The following is a 25,639-nucleotide window of genomic DNA, read 5'->3' on the forward strand; positions in this document are numbered from 1 at the left end:
TTTTCCCTGAATGTGGATGGCGGGAGTACATTCCCGCCAGAACGACGTTTACTGATAGGAAACGGCGTATTGCAGTGAAGCCAGTACCGTACCGGTGGTGGCCGCGCCGCCACTGTAATACTGGGCTTTATAGGTCGCGCTCGCTGAGGTCTGGTCAGCGGCGAGAGAGAGGTCGCCGGTGCCGGTAAAGGCGCTGCGGAAATCAATTTCGTCATCGCTGGTGTCGAGAATTTGGATCTCTACATCTGTCGCAGAACCGGTGCTGCCAAGGTTTCCGGTAGCAGAACTGATGTTGTTGCCAACGAAGACCGTTGAGATCTGCACGCCAGTAGACGAGCCGGTACAGTTGCTCACACCGACATCAAATGTCGTCGCGCCAGCCACCTGATTGGCATTCAGTTCGGTAGCCGTTACGGTCGGCAGCAATACCACCGGAGAGGCATCAGAACCGTTTACCGATATTGAACAGGTCTCGTCACTCACTTCGCCCATAAACGTAATGGTATTGTCAGAGGCCAGTGCATTCGTGGAAAAGAGCGCAGAAGCCATCAGCGCCGAAAGGAAGGCACGATTTAAGGTCATAATATAAAACTCCATTTTTTATCAGTCGTGTTGATTTACCCTGTGAGTCAGGGTTCTTCCATGCGCAGGGACATTTATCGCGATGGCTCTGTGCGGGAATGAAGACAAAATAAAATTATTGGTAATTTTCTTAAGGGTGAGTTTTTTTTGCGTTGAGAATATCTTCATAACCATGACTTTATTCTCGCAGCGAGATTCATTTCACCCGAATGAATAAATTAATTTGTCTTTGTGGATATTATCCGGAATGTTCCTGGAGAGGAAAATCGTTTAAAACGAACAGATAGAATACTGGTGATAGGTTGAGTCTATTGAAATCTGGAAATAGATCGGTGGTAACTTTTTTAGGAATTTTCTATTATTAGATGATTAATATTGAAGTATTGAACCGAACGTAAAACGTATTTCTCCTTAATTGATTGTCTGGTTAAGATAATTCACATTTAATGTATAAGAAAAAATGAATAGTTAGCCATGCTAACCATTTTTATGATGCTATGCCGGGATAAGAATTTTATGTGATTACTTATCTTCTTTTGGAAACTAAGTGATGTGGGTTCCAGTAATTGCAGGGTGTTTGACATCAAAAAACGGAAAAAAAATATTTACTCTGTAATTGATATTGAGATGCTTTCATCATTTTCATCGCAATAAACAGGAAGAACCTGCCCTGAAAATGGCAACTGACGATTGTTTTTCAGCCCAACGCGGTGTGCTTTATGGCGATATCAGATGGTATTTAGCGAGCAAATAGTTGCGCTTGCAGCGAAATGGGTGGATTTTTCTGGAAAGATAAGTGAGCACAGCGGCAGGCGCTGTGCCTCAGAAATGTGCGTTCAGGAGGTGTGAATAATCCCCATGTAGCCATGAATGCCCATATACAGACCGACCAGACCGATCAGTAGGCTGGAAAAATAGGGCGCTTTTCTTGCCAGTGCATTGAATCCACTCCAGCGCTTAGCGACCTGATGGACGCTGACTGCTGCGCCCACGCCGACGGTCACCAGCGTAATCGCCAGCCCCAGGCTAAAGCAGAGCACCATTGTTGCGCCGAGCGTGAAGGCCTTTAACTGGATACAAATCAGCAGCACGGTAATTGCCGCCGGACAGGGAATCAGTCCGCCGGTCAGACCGAACAGCAGGATTTGCCCATTGGTCACCTCTTTGCCGTGAAAACGGCGTTGAATATCGCTGGCATGCGCACGCTCATGGGCATCCTGATAAGCTTTCGACCCTTCCGCCAGTCCTGCCAGGTCACTGTGGTCGTGATGATGCTCATGATCGTGGTGTTCGTGGTGGTCATGATGCTCGTGCTCGTGCTCGTGATCGTGATGTTCGTGAGCATGATGATCGTGATGGGCATGATGATGATCATCATGTTGCATATCGGTGAGCCAGTTTCGCTCACCCTGCCATGTCCGCCAGAACATCCAGGTTGCAGTGCCCAGAATAATAAACGCGGAAATCAGTTGCAGCCAGGGCTCCACGGACTCTGCGGTAAACGCCCGACTGATATACATGCCGCCGAGGGCGATCAGCCAGACCACGGCGGTATGGGAGAGCGTTGCCGCCAGTCCCAGCATCACCGCCTGCTTAATGGTCCCTTTAATGGCGATGATAAATGCCGCCATCATCGTTTTCGAGTGACCGGGCTCCAGTCCATGCAGCACGCCGAGAAGAATCGCGCTGGGAATGAAAAACCACGCGTTACCTTGCTGAAGAAGTGTTGAAAATTCACCCATGATAATGATTCTTAGTTGCTTGTTTTCGCCAGATTCTACTCCCCCCCAGTACCAAATACTACCCCCCAGTAGATTCGTAATGCTATAATTCACCTAGTTTTATGTTAATGAGGTGTTGCGATGTCACACACAATCCGGGATAAACAGAAGCTTAAAGCCCGAACCAGCAAAATTCAGGGGCAGGTGGTTGCGCTGAAGAAAATGCTCGATGAACCCCATGAGTGCGCCGCCGTGTTGCAGCAGATTGCCGCGATACGCGGAGCCGTGAATGGTTTAATGCGGGAAGTGATTAAAGGGCATCTGACCGAGCATATCGTCCATCAGAGTGATGAAGAGAAGCGGGAAGAAGATCTGGACGTGGTACTGAAAGTTCTGGACTCCTATATAAAATAGTCGGGAACGCTGTCCCGACTCGGTGTCTTAGCAATACACGACCGCCTGATTCCGTTGGGCAATATAGCGCTCAACGTGCTTATAGCCGCTGATGGATTCCAGCGCATGCAGCAGGCAGCAAACTGCCCGGGCATTCGTCCGATCGGCTTCGTCTTCACTATGACTTTGCAATGCCTCTTCACACAACCTGCGCACGGCAGGCGGGAAGGCGAGTTTTTGCAGAGAGCACTCCAGCTCACCGAAAGCTATCTCCGCACGGGCCGTAAACAGCGATAACAGTACCGCACTCAGCGCGCGCGTTTCTTCCTCGTAGTATTCCACTTTATAATCCTTGTCCATTTCGTTCCCTGTTGTCGGACTCATCTGCGTCTTTGCAAATGCACTGCTGAACCATCCGTCTCTTTGATCAACAGCGGGTAAGATAACTTATCGCCTGAGATCGGATGAGAGTGAATAAACAACGAATTGATTCGTCCACCCATTCTTTTTTCAATTCTTTGCTTGTAGGCGTAGATGCTGCGGATATCCATCTCCAACAACTGAGCGATCTGGTGCGGGTTACTGCCTGCAACCATGTGGCCCAGAATGGTGAACTCCATCTGCGTCAACGTATTGCCTTTGGTAAACGACAAATGTCGCCCGATAAACACCTGCCTGATCTTCTCATTGGCGACATCCAGTCCGTCATCATGGTAAATGATGGCAGAAATCGCAGGATGCTTTTTGCGCCAGTAGTTGGCGAGCGACTGCATGTTGCGATCGCTGATCAGAATAATCCCCATGCGTGTACTTGCGAGATATTCTATCCACTCTTTATCCAGAAACAGGCGTAAGAAGCTGATAGAAAAATCCACAAAAATATAACCACTAAGTCTGGCGTTGTGATTGTTATTTAAAATGCCTTCAATGACCCCTTTATTAAAATAAATGCTTTCTTCTGGCCACATGCAAAAACAGGCATTGGCGCAATACTGTAAGCGGGGTGATTTTTCGGGCATTATTTTACAATGCAAAGTACAACTGCTGCATGTCAAATTCTTTAATTTAACGTCCAGCCCCATATTGAGCGCCTCCCTATCCGTAGATGATTTCATAATTTCATCCGTTTTAAAACATGTCAATACTCTACAAAATGCAACTTTGATAGAGAGGAAATCCGAAAATATGTTTATTGCTATTATTCTTAATCCCAGCTTTTTTAGGGGTATTATCTCTGTATCAATTCAGGTTTCTGACGGGGTCATTACTTAACTGGCGAAGTATAAAAAATCGCCTCCAGGAATTTTGTAACAACCACCAGGAAAATCTATATTGCAAAAATGTTTAAGTTTTATCGCTAAATGGCATTAATGGCAAAAAGTTGATCTTATGTTAAATTGCCTGAAACATTTGTAACAATGCTTTTGTCCTTTATTCAGTAATGCTATTTATCTGTTTGTCCGTTTTTTAAACGTGAAACAATAATAATGAGTGCTGAATGATAAAGCATCTAAAATGGTCTTAATTAAGATTACATGATCCTTTTCAGGTATAAGTGTATTGATTTATAAGATTTTTTATTTTTTGCTTATGATCGAAATGGCATATCTATTATATATTTGGTGATCTCTGTATAAGATTTTTGTAGCATGACATTCATCATGTAAATGCGAGAATGCACACAGTGCCAGAGAAGTACACACATACAACATTATACACAATTAATAACCTGGTTGACTTTCACCCGGGTGACAGAACGTTGACGAATAAGAATACGCAAAAAGCGGTCATTCTTCAAAACCCTGCGAGTTTCATTCTCTTATATCTCCTTACACATTGTGGGGTTGTTATTTCACAAAGCCAGCTCGTAAAGATTGGTTGGGGAGAAAAAAACAACATCACTTCCGTCAATACGTTATACCAGACGGCCCTCATGCTCAGGAATGCATTAACGGAAGTCGGGTTGCCGCGCGATCTGATCAGAACCGTCGCCCGGCGCGGTATGATGATGACGGCGGATATTCAACGGACGGAGATAGAATCGGTTGATCATGCGAGAGAAGAGGAGACTGAGGAGGAGCCAACAGTACCTGCGATGACGGCGGCACCGCGTAAACAGCGGCCTTCAAGGACCACGCTGATGATGGGGGCTATTTTGCTGTCACTATTGTTGGTCGGCGTAAGCGTCTCTTTGGGGGTGTTTTATCCGCCAGCCGAATCGCTGTTCTCTTCCTATGCCATTATTGATACCACCTCCTTTTCATCCTGTACCTTATTATTGAAAGGCAAAAGTACATTAAACACTCGCTATGCGGTATTCCTGACGAGACACCCGGATATCTGTCAGAATCATAACTATGTGTATCTCTCGGGAATGAATAGTGCGAAGAATATTGCGGCCGTCGCCTGCCAGTTGGATATAAGAGAACACCCGCAGACAAAATGTACGACCTGGTACTCGATTAATGATGAAAATTAAATTGATAGTATCCGTTTTGCTGATTGTCGTCGTGATATTGGCAGGCGTGGGCTACTGGTATTTACATAAAGAAAAAAATAACATTGACTGCCAGGGGCGGGTGGTATGGGAAATTAATAATGAGGAGTTCCGGGGGGATGTCGCCTACCAGATGCAAAATAATCAGGGGATCGTCACAATCACTGGTGAATTGACTACGCCGGAAGCGAAAAATTATAAAGTCAGCCGGATTATTTATTTCACCTATTACAAGTTGCGGGACAACTATATTATTAACACCAATAATCTTGTGCGGTTTCCGAGTGATGATTTAGAGGCGAAAAAAGGGCTCCGATCGCTGCCCACGATCTACCTCTCTGAGCGAGCCTCTTTCTCGTTATTGATTAAACGTTATCGGGAGGGGTGGGCCTTCACGACGGTAGGCTCCCCCTCGCTGTTATGTCGCAATAGTGAGTAAACGGCCCGGACGAACCGTTTACGCCAGGTTAGCCGAGGAACATCACGGACACGCACAGCAGGCCGACAATCAGGGTGATCAGATTGCCGAGCGAGCGGTGCGGTTTTAACGCCGGGATCAGGTATGTCGACAGGGTCGGCATAATGAACAAAATCATGGCAATGAGCGGCCCACTGATGGCGTAAATCATCGAGATCGCATTCGGATTGATGCAGCAGACAATAAAGGTGATGGCCGATACCAGCATAATAGACAGGGCGCGGTTAAAGGCCCGACTTTTCTTCACCCCAACCTGTTGCAGACCGGTTTTGACCACCTCGGTTGCCCCTTCGATGACGCCAAAGTAGGTGCCGAGAAAGGATTTCGACATCGCCACCACGGCGACGATGATACCTGAAATCGAGAGCCACGCCGGGGCGGCAGGCATCATGGATAAGGCCGAAAGTATGGTGACGCCTTCATTTTTAGCGGCTTCGATGTACGATGGCGGAATCGACAGCAGGCAGCTAAAGACGAAGAACAGCACGCTTAAGCAGATGATCAGATAGGCGACCTTCATGATTTTTTTGCATTTACCCATGGCCAGCTCACCATATTTCTCACGTCTGTCGATAGCAAACGTGGAGATAATAGGCGTATGGCTAAAAGCAAAAACCATCACCGGAATCGAGATCCATACCTGATGCAGCGTGTGCTGATCGAACGCCATTTGTCCGGTGAGCAACGAGGGTTGCCAACTGCCGGTCAGGTACAGCGAGAGAAATAAAAAGTAAGCGATCAGCGGGAATACCAAAAAGCCCATCACCCGAATGGTCGCATGACGGCCCATCAGGAAAATCAGGTTCAGGATTAATACCACGCCAAGACTGACTCCCATGCGGATGCCGAGGCTAATCTCAAGATAGCGGGCGAGCTGCTCTGTCAGGGAGTTGGTGATGGCGACGGCATAAATCAGGACCACCACGAAAAAGGCAATAAAGTACAGCGTGGTAATGAGGCTGCCGATCTTCTTACCGTAATAGTGCGTCACGGCACCGGTGATCCCTTCTCCCGCAGAGGTTTTCGACGAGAGAATGAACTGACATAACGCTTTATGCGGCCAGTATGTGAGAGGCCAGGCAACCAGAGCGGTGACAAACAGTACAATCGCGCCCGCGGAGCCAAGCTGGATGGGGAGAAACAGGGTTCCTGCGCCCACGGCAGTCCCATATAACGCAAAGCTCCAGAGCGTCTCTTCTTTTGACCAAATTTTCGACATTTCTTGAACGTATCAACTATAAAATAAACAAAAAGAAGCGCAATTTACCATAAATGAGCGGGTGGGCGTGAGGGCTGAACAGGAGAAGGGGTGGCAACGGGTCTTGCCGGAACCGCGTGGATTCCGGCAAACGTGTGAGTTATCAGGCAGTCACGCGCTGTTCGCGACGCTTCACGACGCGTACGCGCAATGTGTCATACGCCCAGTTGTAGAACATGGTGTAGGGCAGGAAGAACAGGAAGAAGCCGATCTCCAGCGTAAAGGCCTGTATCAGGCTGACGTTCAGCACATACGCCACGATACTCACGCCGATGACGATAAAGCCGCTTTCAAACCCCAGCGCGTGAAACGCACGCACTTTCGCCGTTCGTTTCACCAGATGTGAAGGCCAGAAACGGTCAAACAGCGCGTTGTAGATGATGTTCCAGATCATCGCCGTGGTCGCCAGCAGGATCGTCAGTCCGCCCATTTCCAGCACCGATCGTTGCATCAACCAGGCCGTGGTGGGTGCCAGGATCGCCGTGGCAATCCCTTCAAAACAGACAGCGTGAAAAACACGCTCCAGTAATGAACGACGTTGAACCGCATTGTGTTGCATAACTTACCTTTCTTGAAAACGCCCGGATAACGGAATAGGGGGAATTTTATCGTTTTATGTGATATCTAAAAGATAGTATCCATCGATAAAGTAGATAGTTCATGCGTTACTCACCTGAAGCCTTAACCGCATTTGTCGAGACCGTTTCCTGTGGCTCATTCTCGGCGGCGGCACGCAGACTGCGGAAAAGTCAGTCCACGATCAGCACGGCGATCGCTCACCTTGAGGCCGATCTTGGTGTCCAACTGTTTGATCGCTCCTCCCGCCAGCCGGTGCTGACGGAAGAAGGAAAGAAAGTGCTTGGTTACGTGCAGGCGATTCTGTCGGCCAGCGATCGACTCGATGAGGTGGCGCTTTCGCTGACCGGTGAGACCGAAGCGCGTCTGACGTTTGTGCTCTCCGACACCTTACACCCCGACGTGCTGGAGGAACTGATGGTGCAGTTTGATCGCCAGTTTCCGTATACCGAGTTTGAATGTCTGATTGGTGAGGATGTGGACGTTATCGATCTGCTGCAAAAAGAGCGGGCGCAGGTTGGTTTGATTGAAGCCAGAGACCACTATCCCACCGATATCGGTGCGACGCGCTTGCCGATGCAAACGTGGATGGGACTTTACGTTGCCGCTTCCCATCCGTTGGCGAAAGAGAAGAAACTACAGTGGGATCAACTGCATACCTGGCGTGAGTTGCGCCTTAACACCTATATCGATCATGGCGCCCAGCTTGCCCGCGGCCCGGTCTGGTCCGCGCCGAACTATTTGCTGTTGCTGAGTATGGCGGTACAGGGGTTTGGCTGGTGCGCGCTTCCGTGTGCGTTGGTGGAGGAGTTTGCGGCGGAAAAACCGCTGGTGCAACTGGATGTCCCGGGATGGCCGAAAGCTATCGCGATCGATCTGCTCTGGAACAAAAAATCTCCGCCCGGTGTGGCGGGGAGTTGGCTGAGATACCATTTACAGCAAGGCAGTGTCCCGGGCTGAGAGGCGTGATAACGATTTCCTTTGTGATAAAACTCACTTTTCTTAAACAATCAAGATAACTATTTTTAACAATCCTCTACTATTGCGGTGTTATTTTGCGCTGAGGTCGTAATGAAAGAGGTGGTGATCGTCGGGGCGTTGCGTACGCCAATTGGTTGTTTTCAGGGAACGCTGGCGCGTCATTCTGCCGTTGAACTGGGCAGTATGGTGGTCAAAGCGTTGATTGAAGGCAGCGGCGTGAATGCGCATGCCGTTGATGAAGTGATCCTCGGACAGGTGCTGACGGCGGGGGCGGGGCAAAACCCGGCGCGTCAGTCAGCGATCAAAGGAGGATTACCGAACACCGTTTCTGCCATCACCATCAACGACGTCTGCGGCTCGGGGCTGAAAGCGCTGCATCTTGCCACGCAGGCGATTCAGTGCGGTGAAGCGGATATCGTAATTGCCGGCGGGCAAGAAAACATGAGCCGTGCGCCACATGTGCTCACCGACAGTCGAACCGGCGCACAGCTGGGCAACAGCCAGCTCGTCGACAGCCTGGTACACGACGGCCTGTGGGATGCCTTCAATGATTACCACATGGGCGTGACTGCAGAGAATCTGGCGCGTGAATATGGCATCAGTCGGGAACTGCAGGATGCGTATGCGCTCAGTTCACAGCAAAAGGCACGCGCGGCCATTGATGCTGGTCGCTTTAAAGCGGAAATCGTCCCGGTCGCCACCCAGCGTAATGGGCAAACCGTGATGATTGATACCGATGAGCAACCACGTACGGATGCCAGTGCAGAAGGCCTGGCGCGTCTGGATCCGGCTTTTGAACTGCTGGGGTCGGTGACCGCTGGCAATGCCTCTTCAATAAATGATGGGGCGGCAGCGGTAATGATGATGAGCGAGTCCAAAGCGCTGGAGCTGAACCTGCCTGTGCTGGCGCGCATCCGCGCATTTGCCAGCGTCGGCGTGGATCCTGCGTTAATGGGGATCGCCCCCGTGTATGCCACTCGCCGCTGCCTGGAGCGGGTCGGCTGGCAGCTGGCCGATGTGGATCTCATTGAAGCAAATGAGGCGTTTGCCGCTCAGGCGCTTTCGGTTGGCAAAATGCTGGAATGGGACGAGCGCCGGGTGAACGTCAACGGCGGCGCGATTGCCCTTGGGCACCCGATTGGCGCTTCCGGCTGTCGTATTCTGGTTTCTCTGGTTCACGAAATGGTCAAACGTAATGCCCGTAAAGGTCTGGCAACGCTGTGCATTGGCGGCGGGCAAGGCGTGGCGTTAGCCATTGAGCGCGATTAACGCCTCTTTTTTCTCCTCTTCACTCCCTCCGTTATGCTGCTCGATAATCGTGGCGGCATGACTGCGTTTTGTTTCGCCTTCCCTCTGATTTTCGCGTTAAGCGAATGAACTGACAGCCGTTTGCTGGCAAGTCCGGGCGTCGCAAACTCAAAGGTAAATCCTATTTCCTTGTTTTTCTATACCATTTTCCTCCTGCTCTTAATCACGAAATGAATCGATCGTGATCGGAATTACACTTTTGATAATAAGATGCAGAAAAAGTGAAACGATGTTTTATTTGTAATTGAAAACCGATCCCCGGAAGACTATCATGGGCGCATAACGTAAAACGGAACAGCGTTTCGCTCTCCGTTGAGGGATTCCCGCTCAGTACATCACTGGAGGTAAATGTGGACGTAAGACAAAGTATTCACAGCGCGCACGCCAAAACACTGGATACCCAGGGGCTACGCAAGGAGTTTTTGGTTGAGAAAGTGTTCGTGGCTGACGAATACACGATGGTTTACAGCCACATTGACCGCATCATCGTCGGCGGCATTATGCCGGTGGCAAAAACGGTCTCCGTCGGCGGTGAAGTCGGTAAACAGCTTGGCGTAACCTATTTCCTGGAACGTCGCGAATTGGGTGTGATCAACATCGGCGGCGCGGGCACTATCACCGTTGACGGTCAGTGCTATGAGATCGGCCATCGCGATGCGCTGTATGTCGGCAAAGGGGCAAAAGAGGTGGTTTTCGCCAGCGTCGATAGCGCAACGCCAGCCAAGTTCTACTATAACTGCGCACCGGCGCATACCACGTATCCAACCAAAAAAGTGACGCCTGCTGATGTTGCGCCTGTGACATTAGGTGACAACCTCACCAGCAACCGTCGCACCATCAATAAATATTTCGTGCCGGATGTGCTGGAAACCTGCCAACTGAGCATGGGCCTTACCGAACTGGCGCCGGGCAACCTGTGGAACACCATGCCGTGCCATACCCATGAACGCCGTATGGAAGTGTACTTCTATTTCAATATGGAAGAAGACACCTGCGTCTTCCATATGATGGGGCAGCCTCAGGAAACACGTCATATCGTGATGCATAACGAGCAGGCAGTTATTTCGCCAAGCTGGTCGATCCATTCCGGGGTGGGCACCAAAGCCTATACCTTCATCTGGGGCATGGTCGGTGAAAACCAGGTCTTTGATGATATGGACCACGTTGCGGTGAAAGATCTGCGCTAGTCGCGGGCGCTTATAACGCCTGTCCGTGACAGGTATGAAAAACTAAGGATTTACAATGATTTTGAATGCATTCTCTCTCGAAGGTAAAGTCGCTGTCGTGACCGGTTGCGATACCGGTCTGGGCCAGGGCATGGCGCTCGGTCTGGCGGAAGCGGGCTGCGATATCGTCGGGATTAACATCGTTGAACCGACTGAAACCATCGAGCGTGTGACTGCTCTGGGTCGTCGCTTTTTAAGCCTGACCGCCGATCTGCGTCAGATCGACGGGATCCCGGCACTGCTGGAGCGTGCGGTTGCTGAGTTCGGCCATATCGATATTCTGGTCAACAACGCGGGTCTGATCCGTCGTGAAGACGCGATCGATTTCAGCGAAAAAGACTGGGATGACGTGATGAACCTGAACATCAAGAGCGTGTTCTTCATGTCTCAGGCGGTGGCTAAACACTTCATCGCACAGGGTAACGGCGGCAAAATCATCAATATCGCCTCCATGCTCTCCTTCCAGGGTGGTATCCGCGTCCCGTCTTACACCGCTTCCAAAAGCGGCGTAATGGGTGTGACCCGTCTGATGGCGAACGAGTGGGCGAAGCACAACATTAACGTCAACGCGATTGCACCAGGTTACATGGCGACCAACAATACCCAACAACTGCGTGCCGATGAGCAGCGTAGCGCTGAAATCCTCGACCGTATCCCGGCAGGACGTTGGGGTCTGCCGAGCGATCTGATGGGTCCGGTGGTCTTCCTGGCCTCCAGCGCATCTGATTACATCAACGGCTACACCGTGGCGGTTGATGGTGGCTGGCTGGCACGTTAATTCGCGCCGCTTGCTGACAAAACCCTGCCTTCGCGCAGGGTTTTTTATTGCTGAAATCAGACGTTGAGAAAATCTTCGCGAACCGGCGTAAAGGTATCCAGCAGCGTTCCCGGCTTCAGGCAGACACAGCCGTGCACAATATTCGGCTGCTTATACAACGTGTCGCCCGCACGTACCACCTGCTTCTCGTCACCGATAGTAAATTCAAATTCACCAGATAACACGTAGGTCAGTTGTTCATGCGGATGGTGATGCAGCGGGCCAATTGCCCCTTGTTCAAAGTTAACCTCGACAGCCATCATTTTGCCGTTATGCGCGAGGATGCGGCGGGTGACGCCATTGCCCAGATCTTCAAGCGTCGTCTCGTTATGGAAAACAAACATGCGGGATCCTATTGTTTGAAACATTGTTTCATTAAAGCTAACTCAGGCGCATGACAAAGAAAATGGGAGATCAAATGAACTGGAAACTTGATCACAAGTTTGCTTCACTGCAGTAAATCACTGATGAAGGAGCAGGTAATGAAGACGATCGGCTTGTTAGGCGGGATGAGTTGGGAATCGACAATTCCGTACTACCGGTTAATTAACGAAGGGATCAAACAACAACTGGGTGGGCTTCATTCTGCGAGCCTGCTGCTGCACAGCGTTGACTTCCATGAGATCGAAGCGTGCCAGAGTCGCGGCGAATGGGATAAAGCCGGGGACATTCTTGCGCAGGCCGCGATCGGGCTGCAACAGGCGGGGGCAGAAGGGATCGTCTTATGTACCAACACGATGCACAAAGTGGCGGAGGCCATTGAATCGCGCTGCTCGCTGCCTTTTTTACATATTGCCGATGCGACCGGGCGCGTCATCTCCGCGCAGGGAATGCGCCGGGTTGCGCTGCTGGGAACGCGTTACACCATGGATCAGGATTTTTATCGCGGCCGTCTGGAACAGCAGTTTGCCATTGAGTGTCTGATACCCGATGCGGATGCGCGGGCGAAGATCAACCAGGTCATCTTTGATGAGCTTTGCCTCGGACACTTTACCGAGACCTCGCGTCAGTACTATGTAGAGGTGATTGAAAATCTGGCGGCGCAAGGCGCAGAGGGTGTCATTTTTGGCTGCACGGAGATTGGTCTGCTGGTACCGGTGGAGCGTAGCCCGATTCCGGTGTTTGACACCGCCGCGATCCATGCCGCAGACGCCGTGACGTTCATGCTGTCGTAACTGGCCCGAGGATCTGCTCCAGCGCCGTCACCAGGAGGTGATGGCGGGTTTGCAGATGATGGCTGAAGGCCTCGACCAGCGCGGAAGCGGGTCGGTGGATGGGGCGCACCAGGCTGACGGTAAACGGCACGGAAATACTGAAACGGCGCACCACTACGCCGCTCGCCGCATAATCCAGCGCGGTGAACGGGTTTACCACCGAAAGACCGGCTCCGGCGCGTACCATCGCGCACACTGACGCCGCGCTGTGAGTCTCCACAACCATCCGCCGTTTCACGTCGTGCTCATTAAACAGGGTATCCAGCAGCTGCCGGTAACTGTCCATGCGCGACAGGCTGATGTAGTTCTCCCCCTGAAAATCCTGCGGCGTCAATACTGACTTTTCCGCCAGCGGATGTCCCGGCGGCAGCACGCAGACCTCATCAAGCGAGAAGAGCTCCGTGCGTTCCGTACCGGCAGGCGTGTGCAGTGTTTCCGTCAACCCCAGATCGTGACGCTGGGCAGAAAGCCACTCTTCAAGCAGCGGTGACTCCTGCGGCACAATGTTCAGGCTGACGTCCGGATAGCGGGCGAGAAACGGCTGAATCAATGCGGGCAGCAGCGACTGTGAAAAGACCGGCAGGCAGACTATTGACAGTTCCCCCTGGCGAAACTCCCGCAGGCTTTCCGCTGCGCTGACGATCCTGTCCAGCCCGTACCAGGATCGCTGAACCTCTTCGAACAGACGTAACCCCTGAACCGTCGGATGCAGGCGACCGCGCGTACGTTCGAACAGCGTTAATCCCAGCACTTTTTCAAAGCGCGCCAGTTCACGACTGACGGTGGGCTGCGACGTATGCAGCAATCGCGCGGCTTCGGTCAGGTTTCCGGCGGTCATGACCGCATGAAAGATTTCAATATGACGTAAGTTAACGGCAGCCATAATCACCTCGCTGGATAAAAACCATATCATTTTTGCATAGAGTCGGTATAAAACGATATTTTTTATTCTCTTCGCAATGTGGCGTAATCATAAAAAACATCATGTCCGGAGTCTGTTATGCCTCATTCACTGTATTGCACCGATACCGATCTCACCGCAGAAAACCTGCTCAGGCTGCCAGCCGAATTTGGTTGCCCGGTCTGGGTTTACGACGCGCAGATCGTTCGTCGCCAGATTGCGGCACTGCAACAGTTTGATGTGGTGCGCTTCGCGCAGAAGGCCTGCTCCAATATTCATATTCTGCGCTTAATGCGTGAACAGGGCGTCAAGGTGGACTCCGTGTCGTTAGGCGAAATCGAGCGTGCGCTGGCGGCGGGATACGATCCGCAAACGCATCCGGATGACATTGTGTTTACCGCCGATGTGATTGATAACGCCACCCTGGTCCGCGTCAGCGAATTACACATTCCGGTCAACGCCGGTTCTGTCGATATGCTCGATCAGCTTGGGCAGGTCTCGCCGGGTCATCGCGTCTGGCTGCGCGTCAATCCGGGCTTTGGTCACGGCCACAGCCAGAAAACCAATACCGGCGGCGAAAACAGCAAACATGGTATCTGGCATACCGATTTGCCGCAGGCGCTGGCGGTGATGCAACGTCATCAACTGAAGCTGGCTGGTATCCACATGCACATTGGTTCAGGCGTTGACTACGGACATCTGGAGCATGTGTGCGGTGCAATGGTGCGTCAGGTGGTGGATTTTGGTCAGGATCTGGAGGCGATCTCCGCCGGCGGCGGCCTGTCGATCCCTTATCACGACGATGAAGAGGCGGTGGATACCCGGCATTACTTTGGCTTGTGGAATGCCGCGCGCGAGCAGATCGCCCGTCATCTGGGGCATCACGTTAAGCTGGAAATTGAGCCAGGACGTTTTCTCGTCGCTCAGTCAGGCGTGCTGGTCACTCAGGTCCGCAGCGTGAAGCAGATGGGCAGTCGTCATTTTGTGCTGGTGGATGCGGGTTTTAACGATCTGATGCGCCCGGCAATGTATGGCAGCTATCACCATATTACCGCGCTGGCGGCGGATGGTCGTTCACTGGAGAACGCGCCGCGGGTCGACACGGTCGTCGCAGGACCGCTGTGTGAATCCGGCGACGTCTTTACCCAGCAGGAAGGCGGCAAGGTGGAAACCCGCGCGCTGCCAGCGGTGGCGCCGGGAGATTATCTGGTGCTGCATGATACCGGCGCATACGGCGCCTCAATGTCGTCAAACTACAACAGCCGTCCGCTGCTGCCGGAAGTGTTATTTGACAACGGTCAGGCGCGGCTGATTCGCCGTCGCCAGACCATCGAAGAGCTGTTAGCGCTGGAAGTGTTTTGATTTCTTGTCGGGCGACAGCTTATCCGGCCTGCGGCGTTACCGTCCTTTGTAGGCCTGATAAGCGAAGCGCCATCAGGCCTTGCGTCGCGCAGATAGCATTACGCCTTATACGTTAAAATACGGCCCGGTGGTCACCGAATCACGCAATACCAGCGTGCCGGTAAAGGGCGGGATCGGTTCGACCTCTTCGCCATTGACCATGCGGATCGCCTGGTCGATGGCTGTGGTGATCATCGTGTCGATGGGGAGATAAACCGTCGACAATCCCGGTTCAAGCCATTTTGCACTCGGCGCATCGTCAAACCCAAACAGCGACACATCCTGCGGAATGTTAAGTCCGGCCTGGTGCAGGGCTTTCGACGCCCCCAGCGCCATATCGTCGTTACAGGCAAACAGGGCGCTGAACGTCACCCCTTCCTGCAGCAGTTCATTACAGGCGTCATAGCCGCGCGTCATGCTGGAATCACCATATTTCACCTTTGCCGGATCCCAGGCGATGCCGTTTTTTTCCAGCGCCTTGCGATAGCCCATCAGACGCGACTTCCCGGTTGGGGTGTGTCCCGGTACGGTAATACAGGCTATCTCGCGATGTCCCTGCGAAATCAGGTAATCCACCGCCTGAAATGCCGCGTCTTCCTGTTCAAAAAAGATGGCGCGTTCGCGGGCCAGGCTGACATCGCGGTTAATGATAATCAACGGCATCGTGATCGAATCCGCCAGCGCGAGGATCGCTTTTTCGCTCATGTAACGGGTGTAGAGAATGATGGCGTCGCACTGCCGATCGGCCAGCATCTGCACCGCTTCCTGTTCGCGCTCCGGTGTATCGTGACCATCGGTCACAATCAACTGCTTGCCGTGAGATTCAGTCTGCCGCGAGGCCTGCTGTAGCAGGCGGCCAAAGTAGAAACCATCGAAGGTCGACACGACCAGCCCAATGCTGTTGCTGGTTCGGTTCGCCAGCGAGCGAGCCAGAAAGTTCGGACGATAATCCAGCGCCTGCATCGCCTTAAACACTTTCTGACGCGTACTTTCTTTGACCTGACCGGTGCCGTTCAGCACGCGAGAAACGGTGGCTTTCGAGACACCGGCACGACGGGAAACATCCAGCATTGTTATCATGACGCGATCCTGATTACTCGTTTGATGACGCATTGCCCGGGTCCGCTGGCGGCGTCACGGAATGGCGACGGACCAGAGTAGGGCTGAAAACATGGGTGACATCCGGCAGCGGGCGCTTTTCCGCCAGCGCAAGCGCCAGTTCTGCGGCCTGTGTCGCCATCGTCACGATAGGATAACGCACGGTGGTCAGGCGCGGACGAACGTAGCGCGAAACCAGCACGTCATCAAAGCCTATCAGCGAGATTTCAGCCGGGACGTCAACGCCGTTATCATTCAGCACGCCCATCGCGCCAGCGGCCATGGAGTCGTTATAACAGGCCACCGCGGTGAAGTTTCTGCCGCGGCCTAACAGTTCGGTCATCGCCTGCTCACCGCCGCTTTCGTCCGGTTCGCCAAACGTCACAAGGCGATCGTTGACCGGGAGATGGCTCTCTTCCAGGGCATCGTAATAGCCTTTGAGACGATCTTCCGCATCCGAAATAGAGTGATTCGAGCAGAGATAGCCAATGCGCGTGTGGCCCTGTTGGATCAGATGACGGGTCGCCAGCCAGGCGCCGTAGCGGTCATCCAGCGCCACACAGCGCTGTTCGAAACCGGGAAGGATCCGGTTGATCAGCACCATGCCGGGAATTTGCTTCATTAATGATGCCAGGTCGGCATCCGGGATCATCTTGGCGTGAACGACGAGCGCCGCGCAGCGGTGACGAATAAGCTGCTCGATTGCCTGACGCTCTTTTTGTTCATTATGGTAGCCGTTGCCAATCAGTAAAAAATTGCCGGTGTTATAGGAGACCTGCTCAACGGCTTTCACCATCGCGCCGAAAAAAGGGTCAGAAACATCGCCAACCACCATACCTATCGTTTCGGTGGACTGCTGCGCGAGCGCGCGCGCGTTAGCATTGGGATGGTAGCTGAGCGACTCCATCGCACTGGTCACCGCCAGGCGTGACGCCTCGCTGGCTTTGGGGGAATCATTAATGACGCGGGAAACGGTGGCGACTGATACACCAGCCAGTCGGGCTACATCCTTTATGGTCGCCATGACAGCACCTATTGTGGGTAAACGCTTACATTCTGTCAGTGTTACGGAAAACGGCTGCTGGTTCAAGCAGATTGCCTGTTGCGACGCGGCAAATGTGAGCAAACTCCGTGGAATTAAGCCAAAAATCGAACGATGCAAACCATTAGTTACACTTTGCGAAGGGCTGTTGCGATTGTTCGCTGGCGACGTTTCTCAGCGGCTTGATAGAGTTGAGATCCCAGAGGTATTGATAGGTGAAGTCAACTTTCGGGTTGAGCACACGAATTACACCAGCCTGCGCCAGTTGCGCAGGTTTTTTTTTGCTATTACGCCAATCTGTAACAGTAAGCGATAATTTACACAACTGGTTGCATTTCCCTTCATTCCTTTGCGTTTTCTCGCTGGCGAAGCGGTCATGTACCGACCACAATCAAGATCCCAGAGGTATTGATTGGTGAGATTATTCGGTACGCTCTTCGTACCCTGTCTCTTGCACCAACCTGCGCGGATGCGCAGGTTTTTTTTCGCCCCGAGTTTACTGTCGCTCCTGTTGCCTTGTTCGTGTAATCTGCCACCATTATTTTACCGAATCGTGCGCAAAGGGAGTTGAAATGTTATTTGGCTTTTTCCGTAACCTGTGCCGCGTGCTCTATCGGGTACGCGTGACGGGGGATATGCAGGCGTTGCAGGGAGAGCGCGTCTTAATCACCCCCAACCATGTCTCGTTTATCGACGGCATTCTGCTGGCGTTATTTTTACCGGTACGTCCGGTATTTGCGGTTTACACCTCGATTAGTCAGCAGTGGTACATGCGCTGGTTAACCTCGCTGATTGATTTTGTGCCGCTCGACCCAACGAAGCCGATGGCGATTAAACATCTGGTTCGGCTGATCGAGCAGGGTCGCCCGGTGGTGATTTTCCCTGAGGGACGCATTTCGGTGAGCGGCTCGCTGATGAAAATCTACGACGGTGCCGGATTTGTCGCCGCGAAATCCGGCGCGACGCTGGTGCCGGTACGGATTGAAGGCGCAGAACTCACCCATTTCAGCCGCCTGAAAGGGCTGGTGAAACGCCGCTTTTTCCCGCAGATCCATTTGCATGTTTTACCACCGACCCAACTGCCTATGCCCGATGCGCCGCGCGCGCGCGATCGCCGTAAAATCGCCGGTGAAATGCTGCATCAGAAAATGATGGAAGCACGGATGGCGGTGCGTCCGCGCGAAACGCTGTATGAATCGCTGCTGGCGGCGAAGTACCGTTATGGTGCGGGCAAGCACTGTATCGAAGACATCAACTTCAAGCCGGACAGCTACCGACAGTTGCTCACTAAAACGCTGTTTGTCGGGCGTATTCTGGAAAAATACAGCGCGGAAGGTGAAAAAATTGGCCTGATGCTGCCCAATGCCGCGATCAGCGCGGCGGTGATTTTCGGCGCAGTGTCTCGCCGTCGTATCCCGGCAATGATGAACTACACGGCGGGCGTCAAAGGGCTGACCAGCGCCATCACCGCTGCGGAAATCAAAACCATTTTTACCTCCCGCCAGTTCCTGGATAAAGGCAAACTCTGGCACCTGCCGGAGCAATTGACGCAGGTTCGCTGGGTCTATCTGGAAGATCTCAAAGCCGACGTGACCACGGCGGACAAGCTGTGGATCTTTGCGCACCTGCTGATGCCGCATCGGGCGCAGGTCAAGCAGCAGCCGGAAGAGGCGGCGGTGATCCTTTTTACCTCGGGTTCCGAAGGTCATCCCAAAGGGGTGGTGCATAGCCACAAGAGCCTGCTGGCTAACGTCGAGCAGATTAAAACCATTGCTGACTTCACCGCCAATGACCGTTTTATGTCGGCACTGCCGCTGTTTCACTCGTTCGGTCTGACGGTAGGGCTGTTTACGCCGCTGCTCACCGGTGCTGACGTGTTCCTCTATCCCAGTCCGTTGCATTATCGCATTGTGCCGGAACTGGTTTATGACCGGAACTGCACGGTGCTGTTCGGTACCTCCACGTTCCTCGGTAACTATGCGCGTTTTGCCAATCCGTATGATTTCTATCGTCTGCGCTATGTGGTGGCGGGCGCGGAGAAACTCCAGGAGAGTACAAAACAGCTCTGGCAGGACAAGTTTGGTCTGCGCATTCTAGAAGGTTATGGCGTGACGGAATGTGCGCCAGTGGTTTCGATTAACGTCCCGATGGCGGCGAAGCCTGGTACCGTTGGGCGGATCCTGCCCGGCATGGACGCGCGTCTGCTGGCGATCCCCGGTATTGAAGAGGGCGGTCGTTTGCAGTTGAAAGGGCCAAACATCATGAACGGTTATCTGCGCGTGGAAAAACCGGGCGTGCTGGAGGTGCCGGTGGCGGAAAACGCCGCCGGAGAACTGGAGCGCGGCTGGTATGACACCGGCGATATCGTGCGCGTTGATGAGCAAGGATTCGTGCAAATTCAGGGCCGCGCCAAACGCTTTGCGAAAATTGCCGGTGAAATGGTCTCACTGGAGATGGTTGAGCAACTGGCGCTCGGCGTGTCACCGGAAAAAATGCACGCGACGGCGATCAAGAGCGATGCCAGCAAAGGCGAAGCGCTGGTGCTCTTTACCACCGATAGCGAGCTGACGCGTGATGTATTACAGCAGTATGCCCGTGCGCACGGGGTGCCAGAACTGGCGGTGCCGCGCGATATCCGTTACCTGAAGCAACTCCCGTTACTCGGCAGCGGTAAGCCGGATTTCGTGACGCTGAAAAGCTGGGTTGATGATCCGGAAAAACAAAATGCCTGAGTCAGTACATACCAATACCTCTGTCTGGTCGAAAGGGATGATGTCGGTTATCGCGGCGCAGTTTCTCTCTGCGTTTGGCGATAACGCCCTGTTGTTTGCCACGCTGGCGCTGCTGAAGGAACAGTTCTATCCAGACTGGAGCCAGCCGATTCTGCAAATGGTGTTTGTGGGCGCTTACATCCTGTTTGCGCCGTTTGTGGGGCAGATCGCTGACAGCTTTGCCAAAGGCCGGGTGATGATGTTCGCCAACGGCCTGAAACTGCTGGGTGCGGCAACGATCTGTTTTGGCTTCAATCCATTTATCGGCTATACGCTGGTGGGGATTGGCGCGGCGGCGTACTCTCCGGCCAAATACGGCATTCTGGGGGAACTGACTACTGGCGATAAGCTGGTGAAAGCGAACGGCCTGATGGAGGCATCCACTATTGCGGCGATCCTGCTCGGCTCGGTGGCGGGCGGCGTGCTGGCCGACTGGCATGTTATTGCCGCGCTGGTTGCCTGTGCGCTGGCCTACGCCGGTGCGGTGGTGGCGAACCTGTCTATTCCCAAACTGGCGGCCGCTCGTCCTGGGCAGTCCTGGCATCTGGTGAAGATGACCCGCAGTTTCTTCTGCGCCTGCGTTTCACTGTGGCGCAATGGCGAAACGCGTTTCTCGCTGGTGGGCACCAGTCTGTTCTGGGGCGCGGGAGTCACGCTGCGTTTTCTGCTGGTGCTGTGGGTGCCGGTGGCGTTAGGCATTACCGATAACGCCACGCCAACCTACCTGAACGCGATGGTCGCGATCGGTATTGTGGTCGGTGCGGGTGCTGCTGCCAGACTGGTGACGCTGGATACCGTGGTGCGCTGCATGCCAGCGGGGATCCTGATTGGCGTCGTGGTGCTGATTTTCTCTCTGCAACACGCGCTGTTGCCTGCCTATGCGCTGCTGATGCTGATCGGTGTGCTGGGCGGTTTCTTTGTGGTGCCGCTGAATGCACTGTTGCAGGAGCGCGGTAAAAAGAGTGTCGGCGCGGGTAATGCGATCGCGGTACAGAATCTCGGTGAGAACAGCGCGATGCTGTTGATGCTGGGGCTCTACTCGCTGGCAGTGTGGGTAGGGATTCCGGTTGTCGCCGTGGGTATCGGTTTTGGCGGTCTGTTTGCGCTGGCGATAGCGGCGCTATGGATCTGGCAGCGCCGCCAGGCATAATCAACGCGCCGGAATTCCTCCGGCGCGTTTCTGTTACGGTGCAGGATAGGTGTAAACCTGATGCACCGCTTCAATCTCAGCCAACACCTCTTCGCTTAACGTCAGATGCAAGCTCTCGACGTTGGTTTTCAGCTGTTCCATGGTGGTGGCACCAAGCAGCGTGCTGGCAACAAACGGTTGATGACGAACGAACGCCAGCGCCATCTGCGCCGGATCGAGGTTATGCCGTCTGGCGATATCGACATACGCCGCCACGGCTTTTTGCGTCTGCTCGCCGCTGTAGCGGGTAAAGCGGCTAAACAGCGTATTGCGCGCACCGGCAGGTTTCGCGCCGTTCAGGTATTTGCCGGTCAGCGTGCCAAATCCCAGGCAGGAATAGGCCAGCAGTTCAACGCCTTCGTACTGGCTTACTTCCGCCAGCCCCACTTCAAAGCTGCGGTTGACCAGGCTGTAAGGGTTCTGGATGGTGACAATGCGCGGCAGGTCATGCTTATCCGCCAGATGCAGATAGCGCATCACGCCAAAGGCCGTTTCATTCGACACGCCGATGTAGCGGATTTTGCCCGCCCGCTGGAACTCAGCCAGCGCATCCAGCGTATCCAGTAGCGACACCACCGGCGCGGCGTCGTTCCAGCTGTAGCCGAGTTTGCCAAAACAGTTGGTGGGGCGCTGTGGCCAGTGAACCTGGTAGAGGTCCAGATAATCGGTTTGCAGACGTTTCAGGCTGTCATGCAGCGCTTCACGAATGTTTTTACGATCCAGTGCCTGATTCGGGCGAATGCTGTTGTCATTATTGCGCGACGGGCCGCTAACTTTAGAGGCGACAATCAGCTTTTCTCGATTGCCATATTTGGCCAGCCAGTTTCCGACGTAAGTTTCGGTGAGACCCTGGGTTTCCGGGCGTGGCGGGACCGGGTACATTTCGGCCACGTCGATCAGGTTAATGCCGTTGGCGACGGCATAGTTGAGCTGTGCATGTGCGTCGGCTTCGCTATTTTGTTCACCAAACGTCATTGTGCCCAGCCCCAGTGTACTGACTTCAAGCGAGCTGTGGGGTATACGGTGATATTGCATAGCCGTTTCCTTTTTATAATCACGACATAAGGATTATAAAAATGGCTGAGGGAAGGGAAAAAGGGAAGAAAAATTGTTAAGGCCAGCAGCGCGGCTGACCTCAACCTTCAACGTTCAATGATTTGAGAAACGTCGTCGCGGTTAATTTGCATGGCGTTGCCCTGCTGGTCGTGGTAGCTCACCAGACCGGTATCGTCATCAATCTCGGGTTTGCCGTCGGTCAGGATCATCCGACCATCTTTGGTCGCCATGACATAATCGCTGCTACAGCCGGAAACAGCAAAAGCCAGTCCTACTGCGGAAATTATCACTGCCCATTTTTTCATCCATTTATCCTCACGTGGCCTGCGTCTGATAACAGTCTAGTAATAACCTGAAGTTGTGGGCAGGAAAAGCAGGAAAATCTTAATCTGAGAGGAGAAAAGGTGAGATATTCGCTCCCCGCAGGGAGCGAAAAGGGCAATTACAGTGGGTTCTTTTTGTTTCGTAACAAGTTCAGGCTCTCGACCGCAATCGAGAAGAACATGGCGAAATAGATGTAACCCTTCGGCACGTGAACGTCGAAGCTTTCCAGTATCAGGGTGAAGCCCACCAGAATCAGAAACGACAGCGCCAGCATCTTAACGGATGGGTGTCTGTCGACAAACTCGCCAATAGGACGCGCCGCAAACATCATTACGCCAACGGCAATCACCACCGCCGCCATCATGATGAACAGATGATCGGACAAGCCCACCGCCGTGATCACCGAGTCCAGACTGAAGATGATGTCGAGCAGCATGATCTGCACGATGGCCCCCAGAAAGGAGGTGACGCGCATGTTCATCCCTTCTTCTTCACCTTCAATGGATTCGTGGATCTCCTTACTCGCTTTCCAGATCAGGAACAATCCGCCGAGCAGAAGGATCAGGTCACGGGCGGAAATGGCTTCACCAAACACCTCGAACAGCGGATTGGTCAGCCGGGTCACCCAGGCGATGGAGGCCAGCAGCGCCAGCCGCATAATCATCGCCGCCGCCAGACCGAGACGACGGGCATGCGCACGTTGCGCAGTCGGGAGTTTTGCCACCACCAGAGAGAGGAAAATAATATTATCGATCCCAAGCACGATCTCCAGCAGCGTCAGCGTACCGAGCGCAAGCCAGGCGTTAGGATCGGTTATCCATGCAAATAACATTGAACAAAGTCCTGCCAAAAAAAGAAACGCTAATTATATGCTTCCCGGACACCAGGCGAAAGTCTAACGCTGTTGTAACAAAAAGTGGCGTTCCAGCAGGGCACGTGTGAAGTTCTTTTTCAGGTAGAACCCACGCGGCAACGTCAGTATTGGCTCGCCCTGGGCGCCGATCGCCTCGGTGAGCGCTTTGGCGTTTGCCGCCTTCGGTCGCAGTTGTAAAAATTCGCCATGGCGGGCGGTGATACGTTCAACCTGACCGAGCACAATCATGTCCATTAATTCTTCCCAGTCGAGCCGTAACTGACGATCTTCTTCTTCATCAGGGCTCCACAGTACCGGCGATCCCACCCGCCGCTGTGCGAGAGGAATGCTGCGCTCGCCTTCCACCGGGATCCACAGCACCCGCTTCAGTTTGTGCCGTACGTGACTGGTTTCCCACGTCACGCCGCTGTTTCCGGTCAGCGGTGCAACGCAGACAAAGGTAGTTTCAAGCGGCCGCCCGAGGCTATCCACAGGAATGGTTTTCAACTCGACGCCTAAGGCGGCGAAATCCTGTTCAGGCTTACTTCCGGCGCTGGCCCCCAGCCAGAGTTCCAGCAACACGCCGATCCAGCCTTTGTCCCGCTTGAGATCGTTCGGTGCAACAATACCTGCCATCGCCGCCAGTTCGCCCAGCGAATAGCCCGAAAGCTGCTGCGCTTGCTGGAGCAGAAGGGCTTCAGATTCCGGTGGAAAGCGTAAAGGATGGAGTCCGGACATGGCGTCACACCTTAGGTGAAAAAATGAACAAGGATTTTATACCGTGAGAAAGAAGTTTATCGTTTTCCACATGTGATATTCAATGCCATGATTTATATTGGTTTTTAGTTTCTGACGTCACGTGTTGCGCAACGTAAGAATGGGTTTTCCATTTCTGGTCACTGAATTTAAACAGGATCTTACACCATGTTATCCACAGAAAGATGGGATAACTGTGAAAAACCTCGACTACTGTTTCGATTTACAGCCTTGACGTGCGACGAAAATCGAATTTTCACACAATTTGTGTTTAACTTATTGGCACAATCTGTGGATAAAGTCGGCGCTGTTCGATCTTTCATCAGCCTGAAGATCCTCAGTGTGATGGCTATCACTTTTTTGCCTGATTATCACTGAAAGTAGCCAGTAAGCTCATGAATAAAAGAAAATATTTTTTTCACTCTATCGCCTGGTTATTCGGACTGTTCCGGGTTTTCCCGGAGTAATTCCGTACTTCTTCACAACTCTATCCACAGAAAAGGTGAATAAAATCGCCCAAATGGGTGAGTGTCTGTTTATAACTTTGTCTTTAACTGTGAGTTATTCAATTGTTATTAGATGCACACCGCCGTAACTCAGTGGTTTACCGTCTGTCAGGAGTGTGAAACAATCATTCTCATATAAGGTTTATGTTGAGGTAGTCCGGTGATTGATGACGATGGCTACCGCCCAAATGTAGGTATCGTAATTTGTAATCGTCAGGGCCAAGTGATGTGGGCCCGGCGGTTTGGTCAGCACTCCTGGCAGTTCCCTCAGGGTGGGATAAATCCAGGAGAATCAGCAGAACAGGCGATGTACCGGGAACTGTTTGAAGAAGTAGGGTTAAGCCGTAAAGATGTGCGAATCCTTGCCTCTACTCGCAACTGGTTGCGTTACAAGTTACCGAAACGTTTGGTGCGTTGGGATACAAAGCCGGTGTGTATCGGCCAGAAACAAAAGTGGTTTCTTTTGCAGTTGATGAGCGGGGACGCGGAAATCAATATGCAAACCAGTAGCACTCCTGAGTTTGACGGCTGGCGTTGGGTAAGTTACTGGTACCCGGTCCGGCAAGTGGTTTCATTTAAACGCGATGTCTACCGCAGGGTGATGAAAGAGTTCGCAAGTGTTGTGATGGCGCTTCAGGAAGCGACGCCGAAGCCGCAAAATACACCTGCTTATCGACGTAAAAGAGGTTAA

The 25,639-nt window shown here is 52.8% G+C and carries 27 protein-coding genes; 12 read left to right on the plus strand and 15 right to left on the minus strand.

The genetic code is table 11. The features are described from left to right. Window positions 1–48: 48 nt before the first annotated feature. Together WM46_RS24715 and WM46_RS24720 are read right to left on the minus strand one after the other, a co-directional pair. A complete protein-coding gene (locus WM46_RS24715) occupies window positions 49–582 on the minus strand; it encodes a fimbrial protein (protein WP_061077924.1) in 534 nt (177 codons plus the stop codon). A gap of 836 nt (window positions 583–1,418) precedes the next feature. Beyond that, a complete protein-coding gene (locus tag WM46_RS24720) occupies window positions 1,419–2,324 on the minus strand; it encodes a nickel/cobalt efflux protein RcnA (protein ID WP_102603639.1) in 906 nt (301 codons plus the stop codon). Window positions 2,325–2,444: 120 nt separating this feature from the next. Here WM46_RS24720 and rcnR point away from each other — a divergent pair, with 120 nt between their 5' ends. Next, on the plus strand, window positions 2,445–2,717 hold the full coding sequence (gene rcnR, locus WM46_RS24725; protein ID WP_042999451.1) for a Ni(II)/Co(II)-binding transcriptional repressor RcnR: 273 nt from the start codon (window positions 2,445–2,447) through the stop codon (window positions 2,715–2,717). 27 nt (window positions 2,718–2,744) lie between these two features. Here rcnR and WM46_RS24730 read toward each other — a convergent pair whose 3' ends face one another. Both WM46_RS24730 and WM46_RS24735 read right to left on the minus strand, forming a co-directional pair. Continuing rightward, window positions 2,745–3,056 carry a hypothetical protein gene (locus tag WM46_RS24730; protein WP_061075202.1) on the minus strand — a complete coding sequence of 104 codons (312 nt, stop codon included), beginning with the start codon at window positions 3,054–3,056 and terminating at the stop codon, window positions 2,745–2,747. Between the two features lie 20 nt (window positions 3,057–3,076). Next, entirely contained in the window at window positions 3,077–3,778 is a 702-nt protein-coding gene (locus WM46_RS24735) for a helix-turn-helix transcriptional regulator (protein WP_102603640.1), read from the minus strand. A 677-nt stretch (window positions 3,779–4,455) separates the two neighbouring features. Between WM46_RS24735 and WM46_RS24740 the strand changes: the two genes are divergently transcribed. Beyond that, window positions 4,456–5,175: a transcriptional regulator gene (locus WM46_RS24740; protein ID WP_187394427.1), complete on the plus strand. Its 720-nt coding sequence runs from the start codon at window positions 4,456–4,458 to the stop codon at window positions 5,173–5,175. After that, the gene (locus WM46_RS24745; RefSeq protein ID WP_102603642.1) at window positions 5,162–5,632 is read left to right on the plus strand and encodes a hypothetical protein; all 471 of its coding nucleotides are present in this window, start codon (window positions 5,162–5,164) and stop codon (window positions 5,630–5,632) included. Before WM46_RS24740 ends, WM46_RS24745 begins: the two co-directional genes overlap by 14 nt. A gap of 28 nt (window positions 5,633–5,660) precedes the next feature. Here the strand turns inward: WM46_RS24745 and WM46_RS24750 are convergent, their stop codons facing one another. Both WM46_RS24750 and WM46_RS24755 read right to left on the minus strand, forming a co-directional pair. Continuing rightward, on the minus strand, window positions 5,661–6,890 hold the full coding sequence (locus tag WM46_RS24750) for an amino acid permease (RefSeq protein ID WP_061075198.1): 1,230 nt from the start codon (window positions 6,888–6,890) through the stop codon (window positions 5,661–5,663). Between the two features lie 142 nt (window positions 6,891–7,032). Beyond that, window positions 7,033–7,488 (minus strand): multidrug/biocide efflux PACE transporter, encoded by a 456-nt coding sequence (locus WM46_RS24755; RefSeq protein ID WP_102603643.1) that lies wholly within the window; start codon window positions 7,486–7,488, stop codon window positions 7,033–7,035. 101 nt (window positions 7,489–7,589) lie between these two features. Between WM46_RS24755 and WM46_RS24760 the strand changes: the two genes are divergently transcribed. From WM46_RS24760 to kduD, 4 genes are all read left to right on the plus strand, one after another. Next, window positions 7,590–8,465 (plus strand): LysR family transcriptional regulator, encoded by an 876-nt coding sequence (locus WM46_RS24760; protein WP_061075196.1) that lies wholly within the window; start codon window positions 7,590–7,592, stop codon window positions 8,463–8,465. Between the two features lie 111 nt (window positions 8,466–8,576). After that, complete coding sequence (locus tag WM46_RS24765) at window positions 8,577–9,755, plus strand: acetyl-CoA C-acetyltransferase (protein ID WP_102603644.1); 1,179 nt, start codon at window positions 8,577–8,579, stop codon at window positions 9,753–9,755. Window positions 9,756–10,144: 389 nt separating this feature from the next. Further along, the gene (gene kduI, locus WM46_RS24770; protein WP_042288966.1) at window positions 10,145–10,981 is read left to right on the plus strand and encodes a 5-dehydro-4-deoxy-D-glucuronate isomerase; all 837 of its coding nucleotides are present in this window, start codon (window positions 10,145–10,147) and stop codon (window positions 10,979–10,981) included. Window positions 10,982–11,036: 55 nt separating this feature from the next. Continuing rightward, window positions 11,037–11,798 carry a 2-dehydro-3-deoxy-D-gluconate 5-dehydrogenase KduD gene (gene kduD / locus WM46_RS24775; protein WP_102603645.1) on the plus strand — a complete coding sequence of 254 codons (762 nt, stop codon included), beginning with the start codon at window positions 11,037–11,039 and terminating at the stop codon, window positions 11,796–11,798. Between the two features lie 56 nt (window positions 11,799–11,854). On the opposite strand, the gene WM46_RS24780 is transcribed toward kduD, so the two are convergent. After that, window positions 11,855–12,181: a cupin domain-containing protein gene (locus WM46_RS24780; RefSeq protein WP_061075194.1), complete on the minus strand. Its 327-nt coding sequence runs from the start codon at window positions 12,179–12,181 to the stop codon at window positions 11,855–11,857. 138 nt (window positions 12,182–12,319) lie between these two features. Between WM46_RS24780 and WM46_RS24785 the strand changes: the two genes are divergently transcribed. After that, entirely contained in the window at window positions 12,320–13,012 is a 693-nt protein-coding gene (locus WM46_RS24785; protein WP_102603646.1) for an aspartate/glutamate racemase, read from the plus strand. Here the strand turns inward: WM46_RS24785 and WM46_RS24790 are convergent. Next, complete coding sequence (locus tag WM46_RS24790; protein WP_102603895.1) at window positions 12,999–13,934, minus strand: LysR family transcriptional regulator; 936 nt, start codon at window positions 13,932–13,934, stop codon at window positions 12,999–13,001. The genes WM46_RS24785 and WM46_RS24790 overlap by 14 nt on opposite strands. Window positions 13,935–14,051: 117 nt before the next feature. On the opposite strand from WM46_RS24790, the gene lysA reads away from it, so the two are divergent. After that, window positions 14,052–15,314 carry a diaminopimelate decarboxylase gene (gene lysA, locus WM46_RS24795; RefSeq protein ID WP_102603647.1) on the plus strand — a complete coding sequence of 421 codons (1,263 nt, stop codon included), beginning with the start codon at window positions 14,052–14,054 and terminating at the stop codon, window positions 15,312–15,314. A gap of 105 nt (window positions 15,315–15,419) precedes the next feature. Here the strand turns inward: lysA and WM46_RS24800 are convergent, their stop codons facing one another. The 3 genes from WM46_RS24800 to WM46_RS26715 form a co-directional block, all read right to left on the minus strand. After that, complete coding sequence (locus WM46_RS24800) at window positions 15,420–16,433, minus strand: LacI family DNA-binding transcriptional regulator (protein WP_061075191.1); 1,014 nt, start codon at window positions 16,431–16,433, stop codon at window positions 15,420–15,422. Between the two features lie 13 nt (window positions 16,434–16,446). Beyond that, window positions 16,447–17,475: an HTH-type transcriptional regulator GalR gene (gene galR / locus WM46_RS24805; RefSeq protein ID WP_102603648.1), complete on the minus strand. Its 1,029-nt coding sequence runs from the start codon at window positions 17,473–17,475 to the stop codon at window positions 16,447–16,449. A 142-nt stretch (window positions 17,476–17,617) separates the two neighbouring features. Then, complete coding sequence (locus WM46_RS26715) at window positions 17,618–17,884, minus strand: hypothetical protein (protein ID WP_225622844.1); 267 nt, start codon at window positions 17,882–17,884, stop codon at window positions 17,618–17,620. 181 nt (window positions 17,885–18,065) lie between these two features. On the opposite strand from WM46_RS26715, the gene aas reads away from it, so the two are divergent. Next, window positions 18,066–20,225, plus strand: a complete 2,160-nt coding sequence (gene aas / locus WM46_RS24825) for a bifunctional acyl-ACP--phospholipid O-acyltransferase/long-chain-fatty-acid--ACP ligase (protein WP_102603649.1) — start codon at window positions 18,066–18,068, stop codon at window positions 20,223–20,225. Continuing rightward, window positions 20,218–21,414 carry a lysophospholipid transporter LplT gene (gene lplT, locus WM46_RS24830; protein WP_102603650.1) on the plus strand — a complete coding sequence of 399 codons (1,197 nt, stop codon included), beginning with the start codon at window positions 20,218–20,220 and terminating at the stop codon, window positions 21,412–21,414. The genes aas and lplT overlap by 8 nt, the downstream gene beginning before the upstream one ends. Before the next feature lie 33 nt (window positions 21,415–21,447). Here lplT and WM46_RS24835 read toward each other — a convergent pair whose 3' ends face one another. The 4 genes from WM46_RS24835 to mutH all read right to left on the minus strand — a co-directional run bounded on the left by WM46_RS24835 (window position 21,448) and on the right by mutH (window position 24,424). Beyond that, entirely contained in the window at window positions 21,448–22,488 is a 1,041-nt protein-coding gene (locus WM46_RS24835; RefSeq protein WP_102603651.1) for an NADP(H)-dependent aldo-keto reductase, read from the minus strand. Between the two features lie 107 nt (window positions 22,489–22,595). Next, window positions 22,596–22,814: a lipoprotein YgdR gene (ygdR, locus tag WM46_RS24840; RefSeq protein WP_000758655.1), complete on the minus strand. Its 219-nt coding sequence runs from the start codon at window positions 22,812–22,814 to the stop codon at window positions 22,596–22,598. A 137-nt stretch (window positions 22,815–22,951) separates the two neighbouring features. Next, a complete protein-coding gene (locus WM46_RS24845) occupies window positions 22,952–23,665 on the minus strand; it encodes a TerC family protein (protein WP_061075186.1) in 714 nt (237 codons plus the stop codon). 63 nt (window positions 23,666–23,728) lie between these two features. Further along, complete coding sequence (gene mutH, locus WM46_RS24850) at window positions 23,729–24,424, minus strand: DNA mismatch repair endonuclease MutH (protein ID WP_061075185.1); 696 nt, start codon at window positions 24,422–24,424, stop codon at window positions 23,729–23,731. A gap of 684 nt (window positions 24,425–25,108) precedes the next feature. On the opposite strand from mutH, the gene rppH reads away from it, so the two are divergent. Next, a complete protein-coding gene (rppH, locus tag WM46_RS24860; RefSeq protein WP_042999471.1) occupies window positions 25,109–25,639 on the plus strand; it encodes an RNA pyrophosphohydrolase in 531 nt (176 codons plus the stop codon).

The organism is Citrobacter freundii complex sp. CFNIH2, assembly GCF_002880615.1.
Taxonomy (GTDB): Bacteria; Pseudomonadota; Gammaproteobacteria; order Enterobacterales; family Enterobacteriaceae; genus Citrobacter_A; species Citrobacter_A amalonaticus_F.

Excerpts from the sequence above, each read along its gene's own strand:
- WM46_RS24765 (WP_102603644.1), top strand. The coding sequence starts at position 8,577 with ATGAAAGAGGTGGTGATCGTCGGGGCGTTGCGTACGCCAATTGGTTGT.
- WM46_RS24715 (WP_061077924.1), bottom strand. The coding sequence starts at position 582 with ATGACCTTAAATCGTGCCTTCCTTTCGGCGCTGATGGCTTCTGCGCTC.
- WM46_RS24835 (WP_102603651.1), bottom strand. The coding sequence starts at position 22,488 with ATGCAATATCACCGTATACCCCACAGCTCGCTTGAAGTCAGTACACTG.
- WM46_RS24755 (WP_102603643.1), bottom strand. The coding sequence starts at position 7,488 with ATGCAACACAATGCGGTTCAACGTCGTTCATTACTGGAGCGTGTTTTT.
- lysA (WP_102603647.1), top strand. The coding sequence starts at position 14,052 with ATGCCTCATTCACTGTATTGCACCGATACCGATCTCACCGCAGAAAAC.
- WM46_RS24720 (WP_102603639.1), bottom strand. The coding sequence starts at position 2,324 with ATGGGTGAATTTTCAACACTTCTTCAGCAAGGTAACGCGTGGTTTTTC.
- WM46_RS24735 (WP_102603640.1), bottom strand. The coding sequence starts at position 3,778 with ATGGGGCTGGACGTTAAATTAAAGAATTTGACATGCAGCAGTTGTACT.
- WM46_RS24785 (WP_102603646.1), top strand. The coding sequence starts at position 12,320 with ATGAAGACGATCGGCTTGTTAGGCGGGATGAGTTGGGAATCGACAATT.
- WM46_RS24745 (WP_102603642.1), top strand. The coding sequence starts at position 5,162 with ATGATGAAAATTAAATTGATAGTATCCGTTTTGCTGATTGTCGTCGTG.
- WM46_RS24780 (WP_061075194.1), bottom strand. The coding sequence starts at position 12,181 with ATGTTTGTTTTCCATAACGAGACGACGCTTGAAGATCTGGGCAATGGC.
- lplT (WP_102603650.1), top strand. The coding sequence starts at position 20,218 with ATGCCTGAGTCAGTACATACCAATACCTCTGTCTGGTCGAAAGGGATG.
- aas (WP_102603649.1), top strand. The coding sequence starts at position 18,066 with ATGTTATTTGGCTTTTTCCGTAACCTGTGCCGCGTGCTCTATCGGGTA.
- WM46_RS24760 (WP_061075196.1), top strand. The coding sequence starts at position 7,590 with ATGCGTTACTCACCTGAAGCCTTAACCGCATTTGTCGAGACCGTTTCC.
- ygdR (WP_000758655.1), bottom strand. The coding sequence starts at position 22,814 with ATGAAAAAATGGGCAGTGATAATTTCCGCAGTAGGACTGGCTTTTGCT.
- mutH (WP_061075185.1), bottom strand. The coding sequence starts at position 24,424 with ATGTCCGGACTCCATCCTTTACGCTTTCCACCGGAATCTGAAGCCCTT.
- galR (WP_102603648.1), bottom strand. The coding sequence starts at position 17,475 with ATGGCGACCATAAAGGATGTAGCCCGACTGGCTGGTGTATCAGTCGCC.
- WM46_RS24750 (WP_061075198.1), bottom strand. The coding sequence starts at position 6,890 with ATGTCGAAAATTTGGTCAAAAGAAGAGACGCTCTGGAGCTTTGCGTTA.
- WM46_RS24730 (WP_061075202.1), bottom strand. The coding sequence starts at position 3,056 with ATGGACAAGGATTATAAAGTGGAATACTACGAGGAAGAAACGCGCGCG.
- WM46_RS24790 (WP_102603895.1), bottom strand. The coding sequence starts at position 13,934 with ATGGCTGCCGTTAACTTACGTCATATTGAAATCTTTCATGCGGTCATG.
- WM46_RS24800 (WP_061075191.1), bottom strand. The coding sequence starts at position 16,433 with ATGATAACAATGCTGGATGTTTCCCGTCGTGCCGGTGTCTCGAAAGCC.
- WM46_RS24845 (WP_061075186.1), bottom strand. The coding sequence starts at position 23,665 with ATGTTATTTGCATGGATAACCGATCCTAACGCCTGGCTTGCGCTCGGT.
- rcnR (WP_042999451.1), top strand. The coding sequence starts at position 2,445 with ATGTCACACACAATCCGGGATAAACAGAAGCTTAAAGCCCGAACCAGC.
- kduD (WP_102603645.1), top strand. The coding sequence starts at position 11,037 with ATGATTTTGAATGCATTCTCTCTCGAAGGTAAAGTCGCTGTCGTGACC.